Below are 21,610 nucleotides of genomic sequence, written 5' to 3' on the forward strand. Positions count from 1 at the left end.
AATAAACGTTGTCTGGAAAAAAATGCGCGTTATTGCACAATCGCTTAGTATGTCGTGGCGCTGACCACCTGAATTCAGGTCTCATTTTCAGCAGAGACTCTTTTTTAACGCCATCGTTTTGATGGACATTTTTAAACGAGCAACGTCGCTCATCGACAGGAAAACGCAATGGAATCGCTAGGCTCACGTATCAAGCAACTGCGACTTCGGGCCAAGCTCAACAAAGCTGCCCTTGCACGTAAAGTTGGCGTATCGGATGTCACCATTTCTTATTGGGAGTCCGGGGCCATCAAGCAAATCGGCCATGAGCGCTTGGTGGCGCTGGCCGAATCTCTGGACTGTTCGCTCGCCACATTGCTTGAGGGTGACAGCGCCCCACTCTTGTTGACGCTAAACCACGAAGGGCCGCTGCCCTGGGAGCAGGTGCAGTCAACGGCAATGACCGTACCTGATCACTTACCGCTCAAGGCCAACTGGAAAGCCCCCTGCATCATGGTGACACCAGGCCCGGGCAGCGACTTTGCACCCGCCAAGCCGGGCGACTTGCTGCTGCTGGGCCCCACCCATGTCTTCCACAAGACCGGCTTATATCTGGTGGAGGAGGACGGCAAACTTCACCTTAAACAGTTGAGCAAAGCTGCCAGCGACGTCACTATTCAGGCCGTACTGTTAGCGCACTGGCGCTCTGCCTGACGCATATTTCATGGCGTCTGGAGTAACTCAGCGTTACCCCGTGACTCTCTGGGCTGGTTGCCAACCATAAAGCGTGTAGTGTAAGTGGCAATTTGGCCCAGGCCATGGCGGGATTGAGTGATCAGTTCACCCGTCAGATATTCGCCTTCTTCACCGATGCGCTGCTGTACGGCTCTGGGTTGAACGGTGGCTTCGGACAGCTCTACCTTGACACTATAGCCACCGTCCGGCAGACCACTACCGGGCCCAAACGGCCCCGCGATAAACTGCCCTTGCTCAACATCGACCCGCTCGCGCCAGCGCACGCGGCTCAGTTCGCGCTCGACAATCACTTGTACCTGAGCGCCATCGGGAAGATTAGTCTCACCCTCGACCAGCAAACGGCGGTCTGAACCGATCGAAGCCGAAACGAGGATCCGCACATCCAACGGCTCCACTTCCTTGGCTGGCTCGCTCTGCTCCTCCTGGGCTTCGCGACTCGCTACTTCTTCTTGTGCTGCCGCCTCTGCTGTCTCGCGGGCTTGTTCGTCCGCGGCCTGCTCGTCCCCGCCACCACAGCCAACAAGCAGTGTCATGGTGGATAACATGATGCCAACCAACGTTAGCCTGAAACCTGTTTTCATCTGATGCATATCCGCTCCTCGACCACCATAATTCCCAGCTTATCACTCCCCTGCCACATACACAGAGAAATAAGCCACTGATTGAGGAAAGGATTAATCTCACCCTGCTTGCCGCCCTTAACAATATACAAAGGCGTACCATAGAGACAGCCGCTGCTATCGCAGAACGTATGCGGGGCAAGTATAAGTTGAATGACGGAGATTAGGACAAATAGGTAATCGTTGAAGCTAAAGGCAGGAAATGCGGGTCGTCATCTTAAGAGATACATAATCATGTCATCCGATTTCCCCAGCCACCCGGTGGCCAGGGAAAACATTTTTAAGCTATCAGAGCTTTACAGGCGTTCATCAAGCCATTTCTTCACGTCCAGCTGTTCGCGCGTATCGCTTGGCAGCTCATCCCGAATCAATGCCTCGCCCTTGTGTAACGCCGTAATCGGCGCCGATGCAGAAAGCACCGTATTCAGCATGTAAAGCACCTCGTAACCCTGCTGACGGTTAAAGAGCGTGCTATCGGGCTCGCCGGTCACATGAGGGTCATCATCAGGCAGTGCATCCCAGGTGTAGTGATCGAGACTCAGGTTCGTCTCCGTGAAATTAGCCATTTTGTACCTCTTTTCATCCAATGAAATTACCCCGGCATTGGGGGCCGTTGCCGCATCCTTCTGGCGAGCGGGTCACCATTTCGCATACTTCAAAGCAACACCGCAAGCGTAGCAAAAAATGACACTTATGCTCGTATCAAGCTGCTCTAACTGCATGCGAGCTCACTTGCACCTGGAGAGGCGTCGGGCTGTTTCAAAGCCGAGCCGCCAAGTCAGCAAACAGATCGACTCAGCCGAGGATGCCGAAGCGCTGTATGCGATGGGTATTGCGGGTACATTTCAGGAGGATCAATAGCACAAATACAGAACCAAAGCCCGCTCATAAGCGGGCTAAAGTATTCGATAGAAAATGCTCAACCACAGTTACTTAGGGTTTACTCAACTATATTGGGGACACGGCAAAGCATTTGCCGTCCTTCTCACCAACATAATGAGAGCAATGGAGAGATGTCATGTCCCCCAAAAAGCATATGGCCATCAGTAGCCTATGCCTTATGGCTACACTAGGCACTGGAATGGCCCACGCACAAAGTGAGGGCGCTATCCCTCGGCTAGAAAGTTCAGCCTGTGCAACTCAAGCGCTGAAAGACCTCAATGCCAGTTGCTACACCTTTTATGGTCAAGAAAACTGGAACGCCCCAAACGGCAAGACGGTTGAGCTCCCCGTAGGCGTCATCGACCCAGAAACTGAAACTGACGCCGACGCGGAAAGTGATCCCGTGGTATTTTTCCCCGGCGGCCCAGGATACTCCATCCTCGGTAATGCTGATTACATCGAGCAACTGCGTAAGGATATCGGCAACCGCTCGTTAGTGGTGTTTGATCCACGCGGTTTTAAGCATGCCACTCCCTCATTAGAGTGCCCGGGCTACGCAGCCGTGTCCCCCTACCACAATATTATTCACACACCGGCGCTAACGGCTTCGCTCGACCCCATGGAGCGGATGCAACACATCACCGACGAAGTCGCCGACTGCTACCAAAAGCTTGAAGATGAGGGCGTTGAGATTGCCCAATATACAGAAAGCGCCACCTCACGCGATCTCGAAGAGATTCGTAACCTGCTTGATTACGATAACGTGAATATTTTCGGCTCCTCTACCGGGGCTGGCACAGCGCTGTCTTATGTTCGCTATTACCCTGACAGTGTGAGAGCCGCCATTCTTGGCTGGCCCTGGTACACCAGCCTTCGCAATAGAGCGCCGTTAGATGAGTTCTATTCATTAAAACGTCGATTCACGGACGTTTTGGCCATGTGCGTTGAAGACAGCGAAGCCTGTCGAGAACAGGTTCCGGCATGGTTCTTGGCAGTTGATAGAGCGCGCCGCGCACTGGACGACAAGCCCTATATTGCCCAGGTTGAATCAGACGGCGAGCAGAAAACGCTCTACTTTGACGGTGCCGCTTTTCTCGACACTCTCTACCTGATGCTGCCGCAATATTATGCCGAACTGCCTCGCATTGTTTCCCAGGTGCCTGAAGGTGACTATTCGTCGCTTCATGACTTCTTCATGATTGACAATTACAGCCCGGTTACCGAAGCACCCAATTACGCCATGGGCGCGTTCCTGGCTCAGGCCTGCAACGACATGGGAACCAACCGCCCAACGCCAGAAGACTCGATGGCCGCGGTACAGCGCGAACCGGCCATTATTGGCTTTGAACCTATCTGGCTCTGCGCCTGGTGGGGCGGAGATGGCGACGTACCACCCGAGCATAACGACACTGTAACGACAGAGACCCCAGCCCTGGCGATCCATGGCCAGATGGACCCTTGTTGCGGTACTCGCTGGAGCGAAGAGCTTGCCGACACAATGCCCAATCTACAGGCTATCGAGATGCAGGCGCTGGGGCATAGCCCGGTCAATGAGTGTCGATCCACCGTTATTAACGAATTTCTTGGTGACCCACTCGCGCAAGTAGACACCAGTTGCCAAGACGAAGTGCCGCTTGCCGAATGGCAGTTGGAGTAGTACGCACGCTTTACTTCAAACTGGCAGAATCCAAAGTATGAGCAGCTAAATAATAGCTTCACCATAAGCCCGCCATTTTTGGCGGGCTCATCATTTAGTTTTCGAAGTCAGGCTCAAAGCTATTGGGCTCTTCGGCAATAGCTTCGTATCCGGCCGGTGAACACATCTTCCGCTGAGCTCCGACTTCGATGACGGTGGTGTCCACCTATTCCTTAGTGGACACCTATCATGAGTGAGTTAAGCGTATTGGAAGCACCTCGAAAGCGTCGCCGATTTACAGCCGAGTTCAAGGCCAGCGTCGTCGAAGCGTGCCAACAACCCGGTGCCTCAGTGGCCGGCATCGCTTTGGAGCATGCCTTGAACGCCAATCTGGTGCACAAGTGGATTCGTGAGGCTCGTCGCATGGTGACGGTAAGTGCCCCCCCGGCATTTGTCCCGGTGCCGATGACAAGCACCACAACACTGACGTCGACCCCGCATCAGGAAGCCGAGCCTATTCGCCTTTCACTGCCTAGCCCCAAAGGCACCGTGACCATCGAATGGCCGCTGTCCGATGCGCAGGGGTGTCGGGCGCTACTTCGGGATCTGCTGTCATGATTCGTATCGACGAGATCTGGCTGGCCACCGAGCCACTGGACATGCGCGCCGGTCCCGACACGGCCCTGGCCAGGGTAGTGAAGGTGTTCGGCACCGCGCGGCCGAACTGCGCCTACCTGTTCGCCAATCGCCGTGGTAACCGCATGAAAGTGTTGATCCACGATGGCCTCGGCATCTGGCTGTGCGCCCGGCGTCTAAACCAAGGCAAGTTTCATTGGGCCGGTAACTGGCACGGCAATAGCGTCAAGCTCTCTCCCGAACAGCTGACCGTGCTGGTACAAGGTCTGCCCTGGCAACGCATTGGGGCCGACGGCGTAATCTCGGTGGTCTAAGGCGCACTTGCCACGAACGGCACAAAACACCGTGGTGGGGTATTCGATGATATGCCAATCCCCCTTTCCTCCGGCCGCTGGCATACTTACCCGATGAACGCGCCATCCGACCTCTCTCAGCTCTCCCCCGATCAGCTTCGCCACCTGGCGGCATCGCTGATGTCGCAGGTCGAGCAGCAGGGACAGGCTTTGGCGCAGAGCCAGAAAACGCTGCACCACACCGAGCAGGTCAACCAGAAGCTGGCCTATGAACTGGCACTGCTCAAGCGTCATGCCTTCGGCAAACGCAGCGAACAGCTCAACGTCCTTCAAATCAGTCTTCTGGACGAGGTGGTGGATGCCGACATCGCGGCCATCGAGACCGAGTTGGAAGACCTGGCCACCCCCGACACGCCGCCAGCGACCAAGAAGACGCCTAAGCGCGCCCCTTTGCCCCCTGAGTTGCCGCGCACCGAGATCCATCATGATCCGGAGAGCGAGCTCTGTAACTGTGGCTGTCAACGGCGGCGGATTGGCGAGGAGGTCAGCGAGAAACTCGATTACACCCCGGGCGTGTTCCACGTCGAACGCCATATCCGCAGCAAATGGGTCTGTGACCAGTGCGAAACACTGGTCCAGGCGCCGATGCCAGCACAGATCATCGACAAGGGCATCCCCACCGCCGGCCTGCTGGCTCAGGTGCTGATCGCCAAATATGCCGATCATCTGCCGCTCTATCGCCAGGAGCAGATCTTTGGCCGCGCCGGCGTACCGATTCCGCGCTCCACTCTGGCGGAGTGGGTCGGCATCTGCGGCGTACGGCTTCAGCCTCTGATCGATGCTTTACGCGACCTGCTGCTCAATGAGCCGGTACTGCATGCCGACGAGACCCCGGTGCCGATGTTGGCTCCGGGGAAGAAGAAAACCCACCGAGCCTACCTCTGGGCCTATGCCACCACGCCCTATGCGGAGTTGAAGGCGGTCGTCTACGACTTCAGCGAGGGGCGCGGCGGTCAGCATGCTCGCGACTTCCTTGGCGACTGGCGAGGCAAGCTGATCTGCGACGACTATAGCGGCTACAAGCAGAGCTTTGCCAAGGGCGTGACCGAGATCGGCTGCATGGCTCACGCACGACGCAAGTTCGTCGACTTGCACGTGGCCGACAAGAGCCAAATCGCCGGGCAGGCCATCGCGCTAATCGGCCAGCTCTACCAGGTGGAGCGCGAGGCACAATCACTCACCGTGGAAGAGCGTCAACGACTGCGGGAGACGCGAGCCAGGCCCATTACTGACGCGCTGTACCGCTGGATGTTGGCTCATCGCGAGAAGGTCCCGAACGGCTCGGCGACGGCCAAGGCATTAGATTACAGCTTGAGGCGTTGGGGGGCGCTAACGCGCTACCTCGACGACGGTGGGCTACCCATTGACAATAATCGGGTGGAAAACCTGATCCGCCCTTGGGCGCTCGGCCGTTCCAACTGGCTATTCGCCGGGTCACTGCGCAGCGGCCAGCGCGCGGCTAATATCATGAGCCTGATCCAGAGCGCCAAGCTCAATGGCCATGATCCTTACGCCTACCTCCGAGACGTTCTGGAGCGGCTGCCGACCCACAAGGCCAGCCAACTCCACGAACTCCTACCGCAAAACTGGCAAAAACCCGCCTGATCACACGCCAGCGGTGATTGGCGGACGCTTACATAGCTTCAAGCTGAATTGCCAATAAAGTCGCTTCAGCCAAACGTCCGTTGTGGGGCCGTCACCATCACACTGACCGGTACCCTGCTGCCAAGCTTTACCCGCGGGCGCTTCAGCCTGGATGAAGTGCGCGAGATGGCCAACCAAGGCAACGCCTGGCCACTGGTCGAAGGCACAGGCCGCCAATACGGCCTGTGGGTGATTACCCGCGTGGAAGAAACCAGCAGCTTTTTCTTTCAGGACGGCGCCGCAGAGAAAATCGAATTCACCCTGGTGCTCGAGCACGTCGACGACGAACGCACCGACCTGATCGGCCGCCTGGCGATTCCCGCCGTGGCACGCTTAGCCGGTGGTTACGTATGAGCACCAAAACGCAAAGCCACCCCAAGCCCAGCTACCGCATCACGCTGGACGGCACCGACATCACCCCGCGCATCAATGGGCGGCTGATCAGCCTGACGCTACGCGAACAGCGCGGCCTGGAAGCGGACCAGCTGGATATCACTCTGACCGACCACGATGGCCATCTCGCCATTCCCCCACGCGGCGCCGAGCTGCACGTCGCCTTTGGTTGGCAACACGAAGGGCTGGTGGATAAAGGCCGCTTTACGGTGGATGAGATCCAGCACAGCGGCACGCCGGACCAACTCACAATTCGTGCAAGCTCGGCGGATATGCGCGGCCAACTGCCCGGCAAACGCACACAAAGCTGGCACGAACTCACCCTGGGCGAGATCGTCAGCACCATCGCCAGCCGCCACGACCTGGAGCCGGTGGTCGCCGCCACCCTTAAAGGCATTCGCCTGGGCCACATCGACCAAACGGAAGAATCCGACCTTAATTTTCTCACCCGCATTGGCGAGCGCTTTGACGCCATTGCTGCCATCAAAGCCGGGCGCATGCTGCTCACCGTGGCAGGCGAAGGGCTCACCGCCAGCGGCCAGGCCATGACGCCCATCACCCTCACCCGCCGCGACGGCGACCAGCACCGGTTTAGTGTGACCGACCGCGACGCCTACAGCGGCGTTAAAGCCTACTGGAACGACACACGCGGCGCAGAACGCAAAACCGTACTCGCCGGCACCGCCGACAACGCCAAGCAACTGCGCCCCACCTACGCCACCGACGACGCCCTGACCGCCGCCCGCGCCGAATGGCAACGTATCCAGCGTGGGCTGGCAGAGTTTGAGCTAACCCTCGCCTTGGGGCGGGCTGACATACTCCCGGAAACACCACTTACCCTCAGCGACTACAAGCCCCAGATCGACGGCACCGACTGGCTGGTGACAGAGGTGGAGCATAGCCTGAATGATGGGGGCTTTGGGACGCAGGTGAGGTGTGAGGTGAGCGGGGCATAAAGCCCGTTTTGCTGGGATAACGAGAGGAATATTGTGAGCTGGCCCCGTTCTAAAAAAGGCCAGAACGTCACATTTTGTGGCGGATATCGCTTGCGCTGTACACGCAAAGTGTCAGACTATAGCCATGTACAACAGAGTAAAACACATTGAAAGGCATCTATTGAGATCGCAGTTTTGCGCCAACAGTCAGTCCTTTGTCAGCACCTAGCGACACGCTAGGGGGTAAGCCATGACCGCATTCACTAACATCGGGCTTTACAGCCCCAAGCAAGCAGAGCGCCTGATTGGCGTAGAAGCGGAGAAGATTCGCCGCTGGCTCATGCCTGAGCGGTCGACCAAAGGGCCACTATGGGAACCTGAACCCCACGCACTAGGCGCTGAAGACACGCTCAGCTTTAAGGATCTGCTGGAGCTTCGTGCTGTGGCAGAATTCCGCCGTCACAATGTCAGTTTATCGGTGATCCGTGAGGCTCTACATACGCTTAGCGAGTACCTAAAGCGTGATTACCCCCTGATCAACCCGCAGCTAAGCACCGATGGCAAACAGGTGTTCTTGAAGGCACTGGAAGAGAGTGGCGAAACGTCCGTTATTGACTTGGTCAAACGCCAGAACGTCTTCAAAGATGTCATTGTGCCTTCGCTAATAGCGGGTATTAAGTTTGATGCAGATGGGCACCCAATTCTTTGGCAGCCAGATCCTGAAAACCCCAACATCGTAGTCGACCCTCGTTTCGCCTTTGGCAAGCCCATCGTGCTGCCCAGCCATATGCCCACCGCCACGTTAGCCCAAGCGGTAGAGGTAGAAGGTAGCCCTGAAGATGCAGCTCGTGCGTACGATGTGACACAAGAAGAGGTTGAAGATGCTGTAAAATTCGAGAAAAGGATTTTATCGGGTGCACTTCTTCATTGACGAAAATATCAGCCCTCACATCGCCAATGCTCTCAACCACTTAGCCAAACTCTGCAGTGAAAATCACACTGTCATGCATGCCAGAGACGTCAACGGCGGCTTTGGTGTGCCTGATCAGGAATGGCTCGAACGTCTCCAGCAATCTGATGAAACCTGGGTCATCCTTTCCAAGGATCGCTTTCAAAAAGGCGACCCTGAAATGTACGCGTTTGAGAATTGTGGGATCACCACGATCAATTTGGGTACTGACTGGAAAAAGAAGAAGGTCTGGGAAACCGCTTTGCGGTTAATCGAATGGTGGCCGATCATATCAAGAGAAGTTTTACAGGCTCCAGGCCCCATGCACTATGACCTTACCTGGGTAAAATCCCAGAAACTCAAAGGCCGGCAGAAAAAAGTCACCAATTGACCACTCATAATCCAAAATCCCCAGCCATTCCATGGCCGGGGATTTTTAATGCTGCATCCTTCTGACGAGCCGGAATCCGCCCCGCTTGCTTCAAGGCGACACCCTCAGAGTGGCAAATTTTTCTCGGGATGAGTAAGCCAATGCCGACATCGCGTGTAAGAAATCGCTTACATTTTATATCCAGTAGTTTCTGAAAAAGATCCCTTGACCACACACCCATAAGGCACTATATGTAGTAGTGTCTTTCACATAAGACACCACATAGACCTTACTCAGCGAGGTGACAGGTCATGGCAAAGGTTCATAAAAGCGCTGTAACTGGCAAATTTGTATCCGAGAAAACTGTCAAGTCGAAACCCAACACTACGTTCACGCAGACAGTTTCAAAGCCGTCTAGAGGTAAGGGTAAAAAAAGCTAATTAGATCAACCCCCTAATCAAAATTTTGGCTAGGGGGTTATTTGCTTTTGTTCTAGCTTTACACCTCCGAGCACCGCGCCTGCCTGACCACCAAACCCTTGAACTGCTGTGCGTTCACAAAATAGCCCTGCCCACCGTTGGGCAGCAATAATCGTCAGCGGCCACCTGTGTGATGGTACTTAAACAGTCGGTACTCGCCTTCTACTTCAGCCACCACTAGGTCAGCGTGACCAAGCGAGCGCGCTTCATCCACCACCAGTACGTCACCTTCCATCTACGGCGCTTCCTCGCTGATCTGGACCAGAGTCGCCTGTCCATCTCCGCTACACCGGATGATCAATGCCCAACACGGCTGGCCCCAAGTAAGTCACTTGCCTTTGCTCCCCCTGTGCTTACTTAATTGTTGGCGACGTAAATTAGTGTTTGCCTGTAGCTAATACTGTATAAATTATACAGTTATACACAATAGGCGGGAGGCAAAATGACCGGGCTGATGGACCGAAAACAAAGAATAACGACAGCGCAGCGATAAGCTCGTGGCCACCATGGACGCGCTGAACAAAAAAAGGGAAAGGGAACGGTACGCCTGGGGGGCTAATGGAAAAGAACGCCCCCTGGCACCTACGCTGCGCCCACCGCAACACGCGCTATACCATGCGCTGGGATGAGCTGATGGGGGCGTATACGGATGAGGGTGTGGCTAGAAGAAGCTTCGGAAAAAAATCATGAGACTGACCACCGTAGCTTGCAGCATGTCATAAACATTAGAGATAAATTCAAATTTTTCTTCTGCCAAATATAACGCACCTACGACGGGCACAAAAGACAAAACAAGGAAGATAAAAAAGATTACATTCAACAAAATTCCTTGCCTGTAAACAACCTTTAATGTTTTATCTAAAAGTCCTCGAATACTCTTTGGATAGCCACTCAACTTGAAGCTAAACTGCTCAAACACCAAGTCAAAACTAGATTTTAAGCGAGACGCAACAAACCATTGATTGAGAACCATGCAAAGAATAACAACAGTAACAATTGTCAGGCCAATTGATATAATTAAAAAATCAAATTTTTCTTGTGATTTCGAAAGAAAAGGTAAGGCAGCCAGTGAGACAGGCAGTGCTAATAACTTTCCAGCAATCTCACTTAGCGAAGAACTTAACCTGGTACAATATTCAATTTCAGCCCCTGCTATCTCAGTTCTTATTTTATCGAATGAAAACCCGTAAACATAAGATTGTAAATTCTTCCAATAACTATGGATCATATTATCCCAGCTTTCAATCAAGCTTAAAAAAGTGTCAGAACCAACACTTTCTAGAGACAGCACATCGGCCAATGAGGACTTAAATATCATTCTTCTTTCTTCAATATGAAGCTTGCCCTCATGCTTTTTATCAACAAGAGTCTTTAAAACATTCACATGCTTGATATCAAAATCAAGCATTTCAACAAACAACTTTGTTTTGACAACAAATGTCTTCGGCTTTCCATCCTCACCAGAAGAGGCTGCAAAAAATAAATTATTATAATAAGGAGAAGATGTAGAATCCACACTAACTGCTAGAAAAGATAAATAGTTAATCAAAGAACAAATATTCTTCAGCCTGTCATATTTAATCAATTCTACTCTATCAAACGGAGTCCAGTCTTCTTCAACAATATAAAAATTCTCAGGCACAACTCCTTTGCTTATCGACGGGAACCTATTAATTAATTCTGAAAAGCTATTACAGAAAGCAGCTTCTCCACCTGAAGGAAGAAAGTACTCTAAATCAACGAAACTCCCCCTTCTATTGTTTATCTCTATCCTTCCAAAAGCTTCAGGTAGTTCTTGAACTTCTTTGATCAACGCGCTAATAGTTTCGCTGATTTCACCAGAGTACTCAAAAACATCGTCTTCAATGATTGGACGATCAAGCTTTCTATACAAGCTCACTACAGCATCAAACATGTCCATTATTCTCTTTCACGAATTTCTTTCATAATTTTTCTAACTAGAGGTTCAGGCATATTAGAAAGCACGAGCCTTCTATTCGTTTCATCAAACCAAACGTCAGCTCCAGGCCCACCAAGAGCATTTTTATCAAACTGAACATCCCATCTTGGCGCCTTACCTTTAATCCTCACTCTATCTTTCAAAGCTGCAGTATTAACTTTAAACTCATCTGGCACTTGATTAACATCACCATTTAAAAAATTATTAAGGCCCTCATAGACATCTTCATTATCATTAACACGCTCAGCAGGTAGTGCTTGAATTGCGCAATTACAGATATCATGAAGCTTCGCAGGTTCATCTATACTAAGTTGATTCTGAAGATATGAAATAACATTTTCTTTTGCTCTCTGGCGAAATTCGCGCATTCCATCATTATCTTTAAAGTAATTATAAACTAAATCAATAGAATTGCGAGTTGCTCTTGCTGAAGCTATACCTTTTGTACAGCCCAAAGCTATTACAAAATAACCTGACGCGGCCTTATCACCTTTACTGATAAAACAAAGATATGTCTTATCAACGCCTTCTACTTCTTCCTCCTCTTCAGCTACTTCTGCCTGTTTTGCTTCTAAAAAACGCTGAAGATTAATATTTGCAGCTTGATGAATTTTTGAAAGATCAATTTCCGAGACACCGATTGGAACTAAATCACTATTTAGGCGAAGTCCATCTCTTTGCTTAATACTAGCTACAAGTAAAAAAGGTATGTCATTTTGACGATACAAAGAAACAAGAACATGCCCACCGGTAGATAGTGGTTCTTCTCTAGCTTGCCTAACAAGCTCGTCAACTGTTAAGTGCGAAAGGTTTAAAAACTGTTCTACGCTTAAATTATCAAGATTTCCTGAAACACTTTCTACTTCCTCGGGAAAATGTCCTTGTCTACCATCATTTGCAAACTTACCCCAAACTACATTATTTCCTTTTTTCCCCAAAAGACCTGTCAATGACGAGACTAGTGATATTACCGAATCCATTGTTGAGTCGAGGACATCAGGCTTTTTTGTAACACTATCAACGACACTACTTTGAGCTTCTTTACTAAAACTATGAATAACAGCATATTCTAAGCTAAACATAAGTCTCCCTAATGTATTGTTTATATCCAATAGTCACACAACCCGCCCAATCCGAATCTCACACCGCCCCAAAATCTCCACATCATGCATATCCTGCGGCTTGATCATTTCGGGTAGGTAGTGGTCGTTGTCGCTGATCAGGAACAGCGCGCCGCCTGCCAGGCGCTGCACCCGTTTGATTCTTCGCTCACAGCTGACGACCAGCAGCAAAACCACGTCTTCCTGTTTCGATTGCGATCCACCAGCACCCAGCCGCTATCACGTTATCGCTTGCTTCAATTATGACGAAAAGCCTAACCCATAGCCTTACCTAACACCATTATTCCGAAGTCGATTTATCTCCACGTCTGATAAACGCTCTTCGAGGCTTGACGACAGCAACATAGGCGATGTTAGCCGCGCTGAGTGGCGATATAGGCTCTGGGCTGGATGGCCTTTTTTGCGTACAATCGCACACCAATTAACCCAATTCTATGCGTCCGCTACGGTGTATCATTTCCACCAGTTTCTTCAGGGCGTGTCTTTATACCGCATACCGAGTATGCAAGTGATTGATATGACAAACGTTAACCCAGCAGACGCCGCACGCCGGTTTTCGGTTGCGCCCATGATGGACTGGACGACCCGCGACTACCGAGCTTTTGCACGCACCTTGACCAAGCGTGCGTTGCTGTATACCGAGATGGTGACCACCGGTGCTATTTTGCACGGCTCGCCGCGTGCGCGTTTTTTGGGCTTTGACGACGTTGAGCACCCGATTGCCTTGCAGCTTGGCGGCAGTGACGCCGCTGAGCTTGCCGAGTGCGCGGCGATTGCCGAGGCGTGGGGTTATGACGAGGTCAACTTGAACGTCGGCTGCCCGAGCGACCGGGTGCAGAACAATATGATTGGCGCCTGCCTGATGGGTTACCCGGAAAAAGTCGCTGCTGCTGTGCGGGCCATGCAAGCCTCAGTGTCGATCCCCGTCACAGTGAAATGCCGTATCGGTGTGGACGATCAGGATGAAGATGCGGACTTGGCTCGCTTTATTCAAACCGTGGCGGATGCGGGCTGCCAGACGTTTACCGTTCATGCGCGTAAAGCGTGGCTGCAAGGCCTATCGCCTAAGGAAAACCGCGATGTGCCTCCGCTGAATTACCCGCGTGTGCATCGCTTGAAGCAGCAGCATCCCGAGCTGCACATCGGGATTAACGGCGGCATTAAAACGCTCGAGGAATGCCAGGCGCAGCTTGAACATGTAGACAGCGTGATGGTGGGTCGTGAGGCCTATCAAAACCCCTGGCTGTTGGCGAGCGTCGACGAGCAGCTCTATGGTACCGCCGGGCCAGCCGTTAGCCGCCTGGATGCTGCACGGGCGTTTCGCCCCTATATACAGCAGCGGCTGGACGAAGGCGCCAAGTTAAATCACATCACGCGCCATTTGCTGGGTCTGTTTCAAGGCTGCCCAGGTGGGCGCCGCTTCCGCCGTCACCTGTCGGAACACGCGCATAAAGAAGGCGCGGGGTTACGCCTATTTGACGAAGCCCTAAGCCTAGTCCGTGAGCCTTCATCCCAGCCTACCGACGCACAACAGCCCGCCATCGCTTAACGATGGCGGGCTTCGATCGAGCAGTTAGCTGAACCGTTATAGTTAAACAAAGCACTCCCTACCCTCTATGGCGCTAGCGTTGTGTTCTATTAGCATCAGTAAATCGCATCAGGGGGAGGCGTCAGGCTCGATTGGAAGCTTTCGATCGCCGTTTCGGCTTCCTCGATGGCGTCAAAACGGGCGATGTGAAACAGCGCTTCGCCTTCGTTGGCCAGCGGTAAGCGGCTCATGCCAATCACGATGCCGTCGGCCATGGCGCGCACGTCACCCTCATCGTTGCCAAACGGGTCCGCCACTTTGCCCAACACTTCGCCTTTGGCAACGCGGGCGCCCAGGCGCACCTTGGGTCTCAGAATGCCGTCTATCGGCGCCCTTGCCCAGCTCGAGCCATTGGCCATTTCCGCCGGGGCGGGTGAACGCCGACGCTGCTCACCGGTCAGCATGCCTAAACGACGCATCACCCGGAGCACGCCGCGCACTCCTGGGGCGATTGCCCACTCATCAAAGCGCAGCGCTTCACCGGCTTCGTAGGTCAGCACGGGGGTGCCACGGCTTTGCGCGTAGTGGCGCAGACTTCCCTCGCGCAGCTCGGCGTTAAGCACGACCGGCGCGCCAAAGGCATCGGCCATGCGCTCGGTTTCACTGCCAGGGCTGATTTGAGCGCGAATTTGCGGCAGGTTTGTGCGGTGAATCGCCCCGGTATGCAGGTCAATGATATGCGTGGCGTGATCGACGATTTCTTCACGGAACAACGCCGCCACACGTCCACCCAGGGAACCGGATTCGCTGCCCGGAAAGCAGCGGTTGAGATCCCGCCGATCGGGCAGATAGCGGGTTTGCTGCAGGAAGGCGAACACATTGACCACCGGTACGGCAATCAAGGTACCTTTCAGGGTATTGATGGTTTTTGCGCGTAATACGCGGCGGACGATTTCCACACCGTTGATTTCATCGCCGTGAATGCCGCCGCACACCAGCATTACCGGGCCGCTGCGTCGTCCGTGTACCACCTCGACGGGAATATGCAAAGGCGTATGGGTATACAGCCGGGCAACCGGCACATCGATCTGTAAACGCTTACCGGGCGGAATACTGTGCCCGGCTAGTTGAAAAGAGGCTCGAGCCATTAGGGTTTGTCTCGCTTTGCGGGTTGTATAGCTTGCACTGCCACGACGTTTAAAAACAGCGTTTCCAATTATTCTTTATACGCGTGTCGCCCTGAAATATCAGCCCCCAAGGCATGTGAGCGCTTACCGAGACGTTTCCATACACAATTGAATGTAAAATAATTGCAGGATCAGATAAAATATGAGCACAAATAACGTCGACGAGGTTGGGTTTCCATGGCAAGAAAAACAAAGGCTGAAGCAGCGGCCACGCGCGAGGCACTACTTGATGCTGCGGAAGATATGTTCATGGAACACGGCGTCGCCCGCACCTCACTGGAGCAGATCGCCCGCCACGCCGGCATGACGCGAGGCGCGGTTTACTGGCATTTTAAAAATAAGGGCGATATTTTTCGCGCCATGCTTGAACGCGTGCACATGCCGTTTCAGGATCTAGTGGACGAGATCGAGGCTCTGGAGCACGACGTATCCTCGCTGGAAGCCATTCGGCTCGCCTGCCTGCAAGGTTTGGAGCGCTTTGAGCAGAACCCCCGCTCGCGCCGAGTGCACGCGATACTGATTCATCGCTGTGAATTTTTTAGCGACATCGACCCTATCGCCATGCAGCAGGAAATCGTCGACGAATGCCGTGAATCGCTTTACCAGCACCTGTTGATTTCCAAAGAGCAACAGATGCTCGTTCAAGGCCTATCACCCGAGGTTGCCACCAACCTGCTCCAGGCAACGCTCGCCGGCCTGTTTCATGAATGGATCAGAGACCCTTCGCGTTTTTCAATCTACGACCGGGGAGCCCCGCTGGTGAACCAGTTGATAAGCATGATGCGCTGTTCAGCTGACACTAGCGGGGCAAACTGACCGCTAATGATGCGCTAAAGGTCCAGCCGACCCGGACTTGCCTTTAAGCAGACGCAAACGCGTGCGGGTTTCGAGAAACGCATCCTGCGCGACGCTGCGAAACGCATCCTCTTTAGGCAGGTATTTGACCAGAACGCGGTATTCCCCTGCGGTTTCTGCCGGCTCATGCTTACCCAGCAACTGCACCTCGCAGGAAGGGTCGTCGGTGAGAATCGCGCGCCCCGGGTTTTCTTTACTGCTCGCCTGGGTCACTTGCACACACTTGCCCAGCAAGCTGCGGCGGGCATGGTGGCGATGGAACCATGGCCCTACCTGCCGACACAGACTTTCCGCGATTGGCGATGCCAGGGCAAAGCTTGCCCACAGCAGCACCACGCCGATCGGTACGATAAACAGTCCAACCGATAGCCACCGCAGTACCAACAGTTCTACCGCTAATGTAATGCCTGCAGCCAGAACGATCAGCCAACTCAGCGCGACTGTCGTCGGCACCCCGGCAAACCCCAGGGCGACCAGCGCGCTCGCCAGGTGATCGTCCCGCAGGCTGTCTCGCTCGAACAGCTCCACAGGGGCTAACCGCAGTAGAACCAATAGCCAATAAAGCCCAACTAACGGCAGCAATATGCTAAACAGGATAAACGGAAAACTCACAAACAGCTGGCGTGCGGTATCCATAGTGTGCCCTCCTACGCTTTTGCTCATTTTATTGAGCTTTGTCTTATCAGCGTAGCTCCCCGACTTGCCAATAGCATGTAGCAGCGCAGCATAAAAAACGGGCATCACCGCAAACGATGATGCCCGTCAATATACGCTTCAGTTAACGATGTCTATTGACCTCGCGGCTCCTAGGCAGATTGCTCGGTTTGCTGAGACTTACCCCGGAACTTACGCCCTAACCAGTTGGACGTTTGCGCGATCATGACATAGTAGCTAGGCACAAACAGGCTGCCCAGAATAGCCACCGTGGCCATCCCTACCGCGACGGTGGTGCCAATATGGTGACTGCTGACATCACTTGCACCGGTCGCCAGCGCCAGCGGCAGCGTGCCGAAAATAAACGCCAGCGATGTCATGATGATCGGCCGGAAGCGCAGCTCGGCTGCCGTAATCGCGGCCTCCTTAATGCTCTTGCCCTGCTCTTTACGCTGCAGTTCGGCAAACTCGACAATTAGGATGGCATTTTTGGCCGCCAGGCCCACCACCACCAATAGGCCGATTTCCACGTAAATACTGGTATCCAGCCCGCGCAGCACAATACCGCCAACGCCACCCAGGAAGGCAAACGGCGTCGAGGTCAGCACCGCCAGCGGCAACGACCAGCTTTCATACTGGGCAGCCAGTATCAGAAACACCATCAGGATACCGAAGACAATCGCCAGCACTGCCGTATTGCCCATTTCAGCTTCCTGATAGGCGGTACCGGTCCAGCCCATCCCCCAGTTACTACCCAGCGTCTCGGCGACAATTTCATCCATCGCCTCGATCGCCTGCGCTGAACTGTAGCCTTCCGCCGGGCCGCCCTGGAACTGTGCCCCGAGATATACGCCAAAGCGTGATACCACGGCAGGTTTGGCCTCTCGCTCCAGGGTGACGAACTCGGACAGCGGAATACGTTCGCCATCCCCGCCACGCACGTACACATGGCTCATATCATCCGGCGTGCGGCGGAATTCATCCTCATTTTGCAGATACACCTGGAAGTTACGGTTCTGGTAGCTGAAGTAGTTAACAAACCCCGTCCCAAAGGTGTTGGAGAGTGTCGACTGTAAGGCTTCAAGCGACACGCCATAACTCAGTGCTTTTTGCTGATCAATCTCGGCACGGTACCCAGGCACGTTGACGTTAAAGGTTGTGAACACCTGTTCCAGCGCCGGATGCTGGTTGGCCTTTTGCATGACCTGCAGCGAGGCTTCGTAAAGCTCCTGTGAGTTAGCCCCAGCGAAAGATTGCAAGTAACCGGTAAAGCCGCCGGTCGTCGATAGGCCCTGGATCGGCGGCGCGTTAAACGCCATCGCTGACCCACCGGGGATTTCAGCGCCAATCTGCATGATCCGACCGACAAGCTCGTTTGCGGTAATATCACGCTCTGCCCACGGGGCAAGGTTGATAAACATCACGCCTCTGGCCGTATTCACCGCGCTCGACAGGATGTCGTAGCCCGCAATCGCCGACGAGTAACTGACCCCCGGAATGGCTTCAACACGCTCGCTTAGCGCCGCCATATAGTCTTCCGTGCGCTCCAGCGACGCGGCATCAGGGAGCTGTATACTCGCAAGCACCACCCCCTGGTCAGTTTCAGGCACCAGGCTCGAGGGCGTGTTTTGATAAAGCCACCCCGAGCCGCCGACCACGACACCGGTCAATATCAATGCCACCACCCAGAAACGCACCAGGAACTTAACCGCGACCATGAACGTCGCGGTAATGGCCGCAAAAAGCCGGTCGAACAGGCGCAGCGGCGTATTCACCGCGCGCATGAATTTCGACTCGCTGTGCTTGGGCTTATGCTTGATGAAAATTGCCGATAACGCGGGCGTGAAGGTCAATGCCATCAGTGCCGAGAAGGCGACCGATATCGCCACGGTAAGGGCAAACTGCTGATAGATTTGCCCCGTAAAACCGCCCAGGAAGGCAACGGGAATAAACACCGCCGCCATGATCAGCGACGTCGCGATTACCGGCCCACCGACTTCTTTCATGGCGCGAATCGTGGCGTCTTTCACGCTAATGTCGTCTTCTTCGCTGAGCACCCTCTCGACGTTTTCGACCACCAGTATCGCGTCGTCCACCACTATCCCTATCGACAGCACCAACGCGAACAGAGTCAGCAGGTTGATTGAAAACCCGAACATGTAAAAGCCAGCGAAGGTCGCCAACACAGAGACCGGCACCACCGACATGGCAATGACCGTAAATCGCCAGTTCTGCAGAAAGATGAATAGAATGACGCCGACAATCAGGAAGGCTTCGATAAAGACTTTTACCACGGTATTGACCGAGGCATCGATAAACAGCGTGGTGTCATAAGGCACCACGTATTCAAGTCCCGGCGGGAAACGAGCGCCCAGCTCTTCCATGGTGGCATTCACCGCCCGCGCGGTTTCCAGTGCGTTGGCGCCCGGCTGCTGATTAATGATGATCGGCGTCATGGCTTCGCCATTCAGGCGAGCATCCACCCCGTAAGACGAGGCGCCCAACTCAATACGGGCAACATCATCAAGGCGTAATGTTGACCCGTCCGGGTTGGTGCGAAGCGCGATATTGCGAAAATCTTCGACGTCGTTTAAACGTCCGCCAGCCGTAATGGTATAGGTATAGGCGCGCGGTTCACTCTGCGGCGTAGCGGCCAGACTGCCCGCGGGCACCTCGGTATTTTGCGCGCGGATGGCACTGGCAAGTTCGTTTGGCGTCAGGTCGTACTGCGACAGCTTTTCCGGGTCCATCCAGATGCGCATGGCAAACTCACCACCACCGAGCACCGAGGCTTCACCCACCCCCGGGACCTGGCGTAGCTCGTCTATGATATTGAGCGTGGCATAATTCTGCATGAAGACATTGTTGTAGTCGCCATCCGGCGAGGTCAGCGCGACGAACATCAAGATCGAGCTTGAGCGCAGCTCAACGGTAACGCCTTGAGCCTGAACAGCTTCCGGGAGCTGAGAGAGCGCTCCCTGAACACGATTATTGACGTTGATGGTGCTGATGTCGCCTTCGGTGCCAATATCAAACGAGACATTCAGCGACATTGAGCCGTTATCGCTGCTGTTTGAGGTCATGTAGATCATGTCCTCAACGCCGTTGATGGCTTCCGCTATCGGAGCGGCAACGGTCTGGGCGACGGTTTCCGCATCGGCCCCCGGAAACTGCGCCTGCACCGAGACTGTCGGCGGTACGACACTCGGGTACTGCTCAATCGGCAGCACCCGCATGCTGACGACCCCGATAATGGTCAGGATAATCGCCAGAACCGTCGCAAAGATGGGGCGACTGATGAAGAAGTTAGAGAAATTCATTGCGAGGAATCCCCTTCCTCATCGTTTTCCTGTTCGCTTTCAGCGCCAGCGCCCTGGGCCTGTTGAGCCTGCTCGGCGGCCTCTTCTTCCTGCTCCGCCTGCTCTTCTTCGACATTCTCGACGACTTGGTCGGCATCACCATCGAACGGTTGCGGATCAATGGCCATACCTGGCTCGATGCCGGTCGGGTCGCCAACCACGACACGATCACCCTCTTCCAGGCCATCGCGCAGAATTTGCCAGGGTCCAGCGACTTCACCCAAGCTCACGGTTCGCGAGCGGGCGCGGTTGTCATCATCCAATACGAAGACTTGAGGCCCCATCAACCCCTGAGTGACGGCGATTTCGGGTACTGCATATACGCCATAGCGCTTCAAACCTTCAATGCTGACGCGGACAAACTGGCCAGGCAGGATTTCCCCGTCTGGGTTCTCAAAGGAGGCACTGGCCTGCACGGTGCTGGTACGATCACTGACGCGCGACCCCAGGTAGTCAAGACGCCCTTCAAGCGTCTGATCATCTCCGCCATCGCGACCCGGTAGTGCCAACGAGGCGCGAATATCCTCTACCGACTCTCCTTCACGCAGCTGTCGACGCAGTGCAAAGGCATCGTTTTGCGGCATCTGGAAGCGAACTTCCAAAGGATCGAGCGGCGTGACGGTGGCAAGCTCAGTGCCGGGCTGCACCAGGTTGCCCACATTAATCTCGCTCAAGCTGATCATACCGGCGACGGGCGCGGTCACTTCGGCATAGTTCAGGTCGATCTGGGCGCTCTCCAGCGCTGCCTCGGCCTGGGCCACACTGGCCTGGGCGACGCCTAGATCCGCACGCGCCTGGTCATAGTCCTGACGACTCACCGAGTTCTGGTTCAGCAACCGCTCAAAGCGCTCTGCATCACGCTGAGCACGGGAAAACTCCGCGCGGGCGCTTTGCAAATCGGCTTCGCGCTGGTTCACCGTGGCGCGGTAGACATCAGGCTCGATGGAGTAGAGAAGCTGGTCTTCCTCGACAAACTCACCGGGCTCGAAATGACGTTCCTGCAAATAGCCGGTGACGCGGGCGACCAGGGTAACTTCATCGTCGCTGCGCAGCAGCGAAGAGTATGATTTTTCCAGCGGAAGGTCTTGTCGGGCCGCCTCGGTCACTTCAACAGGATGCGGAGGCGGTTCTTGTTGCTGTCCCTCTGTTTGCTCGGCTTGCTCTTCCTGGCCACAGGCAACAAGCAGCGCGCTAGCGCCTATCACCATCAGCGCGCTACGAACGCCGTAAAACATGTTCTTCATTACTTTTTCCCTTGAGGCGCCTATAAAACCGACACAGACTACAACCATACATGTATGAATGTAAATATTT

Annotated in this window: 20 protein-coding genes; 11 read left to right on the top strand and 9 right to left on the bottom strand. The window is 54.2% G+C overall.

Annotated features, from left to right (window positions below; translation table 11 throughout):
• Positions 1-168: 168 nt before the first annotated feature.
• Positions 169-693: a helix-turn-helix domain-containing protein gene (locus tag HXW73_RS11985; RefSeq protein WP_186253315.1), complete on the top strand. Its 525-nt coding sequence runs from the start codon at positions 169-171 to the stop codon at positions 691-693.
• 8 nt (positions 694-701) lie between these two features.
• Here HXW73_RS11985 and HXW73_RS11990 read toward each other — a convergent pair whose 3' ends face one another.
• A complete protein-coding gene (locus HXW73_RS11990; RefSeq protein ID WP_240538621.1) occupies positions 702-1,325 on the bottom strand; it encodes a hypothetical protein in 624 nt (207 codons plus the stop codon).
• 326 nt (positions 1,326-1,651) lie between these two features.
• Positions 1,652-1,921, bottom strand: coding sequence for a hypothetical protein (locus HXW73_RS11995; RefSeq protein WP_186253316.1), 270 nt, complete (start codon positions 1,919-1,921; stop codon positions 1,652-1,654).
• Between the two features lie 515 nt (positions 1,922-2,436).
• On the opposite strand from HXW73_RS11995, the gene HXW73_RS12000 reads away from it, so the two are divergent.
• The 8 genes from HXW73_RS12000 (at position 2,437) to HXW73_RS12035 (ending at position 9,174) form a co-directional block, all read left to right on the top strand.
• Complete coding sequence (locus HXW73_RS12000; RefSeq protein WP_240538622.1) at positions 2,437-3,894, top strand: alpha/beta hydrolase; 1,458 nt, start codon at positions 2,437-2,439, stop codon at positions 3,892-3,894.
• 228 nt (positions 3,895-4,122) lie between these two features.
• Complete coding sequence (gene tnpA / locus HXW73_RS12005; protein ID WP_186252813.1) at positions 4,123-4,491, top strand: IS66-like element accessory protein TnpA; 369 nt, start codon at positions 4,123-4,125, stop codon at positions 4,489-4,491.
• Positions 4,488-4,823, top strand: coding sequence for an IS66 family insertion sequence element accessory protein TnpB (gene tnpB / locus HXW73_RS12010; protein ID WP_186252812.1), 336 nt, complete (start codon positions 4,488-4,490; stop codon positions 4,821-4,823). The genes tnpA and tnpB overlap by 4 nt, the downstream gene beginning before the upstream one ends.
• A gap of 93 nt (positions 4,824-4,916) precedes the next feature.
• A complete protein-coding gene (gene tnpC, locus HXW73_RS12015; protein WP_186255920.1) occupies positions 4,917-6,467 on the top strand; it encodes an IS66 family transposase in 1,551 nt (516 codons plus the stop codon).
• A gap of 48 nt (positions 6,468-6,515) precedes the next feature.
• Positions 6,516-6,860, top strand: a complete 345-nt coding sequence (locus HXW73_RS12020) for a phage tail protein (RefSeq protein ID WP_186253318.1) — start codon at positions 6,516-6,518, stop codon at positions 6,858-6,860.
• Positions 6,857-7,855, top strand: a complete 999-nt coding sequence (locus HXW73_RS12025) for a phage late control D family protein (RefSeq protein ID WP_186253319.1) — start codon at positions 6,857-6,859, stop codon at positions 7,853-7,855. The genes HXW73_RS12020 and HXW73_RS12025 overlap by 4 nt, the downstream gene beginning before the upstream one ends.
• 229 nt (positions 7,856-8,084) lie before the next feature.
• Positions 8,085-8,765, top strand: coding sequence for a DUF433 domain-containing protein (locus HXW73_RS12030; RefSeq protein ID WP_186253320.1), 681 nt, complete (start codon positions 8,085-8,087; stop codon positions 8,763-8,765).
• On the top strand, positions 8,749-9,174 hold the full coding sequence (locus tag HXW73_RS12035; protein ID WP_186253321.1) for a PIN-like domain-containing protein: 426 nt from the start codon (positions 8,749-8,751) through the stop codon (positions 9,172-9,174). Before HXW73_RS12030 ends, HXW73_RS12035 begins: the two co-directional genes overlap by 17 nt.
• A gap of 1,119 nt (positions 9,175-10,293) precedes the next feature.
• On the opposite strand, the gene HXW73_RS12040 is transcribed toward HXW73_RS12035, so the two are convergent.
• From HXW73_RS12040 to HXW73_RS12050, 3 genes are read right to left on the bottom strand one after another with little or no spacing between them, the layout of a single operon-like run.
• Positions 10,294-11,547: a hypothetical protein gene (locus HXW73_RS12040; RefSeq protein ID WP_186253322.1), complete on the bottom strand. Its 1,254-nt coding sequence runs from the start codon at positions 11,545-11,547 to the stop codon at positions 10,294-10,296.
• Between the two features lie 5 nt (positions 11,548-11,552).
• Positions 11,553-12,674, bottom strand: coding sequence for a nucleoid-associated protein (locus HXW73_RS12045; protein ID WP_186253323.1), 1,122 nt, complete (start codon positions 12,672-12,674; stop codon positions 11,553-11,555).
• 33 nt (positions 12,675-12,707) lie between these two features.
• Positions 12,708-12,884, bottom strand: a complete 177-nt coding sequence (locus HXW73_RS12050; RefSeq protein WP_186253324.1) for a S24 family peptidase — start codon at positions 12,882-12,884, stop codon at positions 12,708-12,710.
• Between the two features lie 346 nt (positions 12,885-13,230).
• On the opposite strand from HXW73_RS12050, the gene dusA reads away from it, so the two are divergent.
• A complete protein-coding gene (gene dusA / locus HXW73_RS12055; protein WP_186253325.1) occupies positions 13,231-14,262 on the top strand; it encodes a tRNA dihydrouridine(20/20a) synthase DusA in 1,032 nt (343 codons plus the stop codon).
• 95 nt (positions 14,263-14,357) lie between these two features.
• On the opposite strand, the gene HXW73_RS12060 is transcribed toward dusA, so the two are convergent.
• The gene (locus tag HXW73_RS12060; protein WP_186253326.1) at positions 14,358-15,389 is read right to left on the bottom strand and encodes a succinylglutamate desuccinylase/aspartoacylase family protein; all 1,032 of its coding nucleotides are present in this window, start codon (positions 15,387-15,389) and stop codon (positions 14,358-14,360) included.
• Between the two features lie 216 nt (positions 15,390-15,605).
• Here HXW73_RS12060 and HXW73_RS12065 point away from each other — a divergent pair, with 216 nt between their 5' ends.
• Positions 15,606-16,244, top strand: coding sequence for a TetR family transcriptional regulator (locus HXW73_RS12065; protein WP_186253327.1), 639 nt, complete (start codon positions 15,606-15,608; stop codon positions 16,242-16,244).
• A 3-nt stretch (positions 16,245-16,247) separates the two neighbouring features.
• Here the strand turns inward: HXW73_RS12065 and HXW73_RS12070 are convergent, their stop codons facing one another.
• The 3 genes from HXW73_RS12070 to HXW73_RS12080 form a co-directional block, all read right to left on the bottom strand.
• Positions 16,248-16,919: a hypothetical protein gene (locus HXW73_RS12070; protein WP_186253328.1), complete on the bottom strand. Its 672-nt coding sequence runs from the start codon at positions 16,917-16,919 to the stop codon at positions 16,248-16,250.
• A gap of 170 nt (positions 16,920-17,089) precedes the next feature.
• Positions 17,090-20,257: an efflux RND transporter permease subunit gene (locus HXW73_RS12075; RefSeq protein WP_186253329.1), complete on the bottom strand. Its 3,168-nt coding sequence runs from the start codon at positions 20,255-20,257 to the stop codon at positions 17,090-17,092.
• The gene (locus HXW73_RS12080; RefSeq protein WP_186253330.1) at positions 20,254-21,540 is read right to left on the bottom strand and encodes an efflux RND transporter periplasmic adaptor subunit; all 1,287 of its coding nucleotides are present in this window, start codon (positions 21,538-21,540) and stop codon (positions 20,254-20,256) included. Before HXW73_RS12080 ends, HXW73_RS12075 begins: the two co-directional genes overlap by 4 nt.
• Between the last annotated feature and the right edge of the window lie 70 nt (positions 21,541-21,610).

Source organism: Halomonas sp. SH5A2 (assembly GCF_014263395.1).
Classification (GTDB): Bacteria; Pseudomonadota; Gammaproteobacteria; order Pseudomonadales; family Halomonadaceae; genus Vreelandella.

Coding starts and splice junctions, on each gene's coding strand:
- HXW73_RS12040 (WP_186253322.1), bottom strand. CDS start 11,547: ATGTTTGATGCTGTAGTGAGCTTGTATAGAAAGCTTGATCGTCCAATC.
- HXW73_RS11990 (WP_240538621.1), bottom strand. CDS start 1,325: ATGCATCAGATGAAAACAGGTTTCAGGCTAACGTTGGTTGGCATCATG.
- HXW73_RS12045 (WP_186253323.1), bottom strand. CDS start 12,674: ATGTTTAGCTTAGAATATGCTGTTATTCATAGTTTTAGTAAAGAAGCT.
- HXW73_RS12000 (WP_240538622.1), top strand. CDS start 2,437: ATGGCCCACGCACAAAGTGAGGGCGCTATCCCTCGGCTAGAAAGTTCA.
- HXW73_RS12025 (WP_186253319.1), top strand. CDS start 6,857: ATGAGCACCAAAACGCAAAGCCACCCCAAGCCCAGCTACCGCATCACG.
- HXW73_RS12070 (WP_186253328.1), bottom strand. CDS start 16,919: ATGGATACCGCACGCCAGCTGTTTGTGAGTTTTCCGTTTATCCTGTTT.
- HXW73_RS12060 (WP_186253326.1), bottom strand. CDS start 15,389: ATGGCTCGAGCCTCTTTTCAACTAGCCGGGCACAGTATTCCGCCCGGT.
- HXW73_RS12065 (WP_186253327.1), top strand. CDS start 15,606: ATGGCAAGAAAAACAAAGGCTGAAGCAGCGGCCACGCGCGAGGCACTA.
- HXW73_RS12080 (WP_186253330.1), bottom strand. CDS start 21,540: ATGAAGAACATGTTTTACGGCGTTCGTAGCGCGCTGATGGTGATAGGC.
- tnpA (WP_186252813.1), top strand. CDS start 4,123: ATGAGTGAGTTAAGCGTATTGGAAGCACCTCGAAAGCGTCGCCGATTT.
- HXW73_RS11995 (WP_186253316.1), bottom strand. CDS start 1,921: ATGGCTAATTTCACGGAGACGAACCTGAGTCTCGATCACTACACCTGG.
- tnpB (WP_186252812.1), top strand. CDS start 4,488: ATGATTCGTATCGACGAGATCTGGCTGGCCACCGAGCCACTGGACATG.
- HXW73_RS11985 (WP_186253315.1), top strand. CDS start 169: ATGGAATCGCTAGGCTCACGTATCAAGCAACTGCGACTTCGGGCCAAG.
- tnpC (WP_186255920.1), top strand. CDS start 4,917: ATGAACGCGCCATCCGACCTCTCTCAGCTCTCCCCCGATCAGCTTCGC.
- dusA (WP_186253325.1), top strand. CDS start 13,231: ATGACAAACGTTAACCCAGCAGACGCCGCACGCCGGTTTTCGGTTGCG.
- HXW73_RS12075 (WP_186253329.1), bottom strand. CDS start 20,257: ATGAATTTCTCTAACTTCTTCATCAGTCGCCCCATCTTTGCGACGGTT.
- HXW73_RS12030 (WP_186253320.1), top strand. CDS start 8,085: ATGACCGCATTCACTAACATCGGGCTTTACAGCCCCAAGCAAGCAGAG.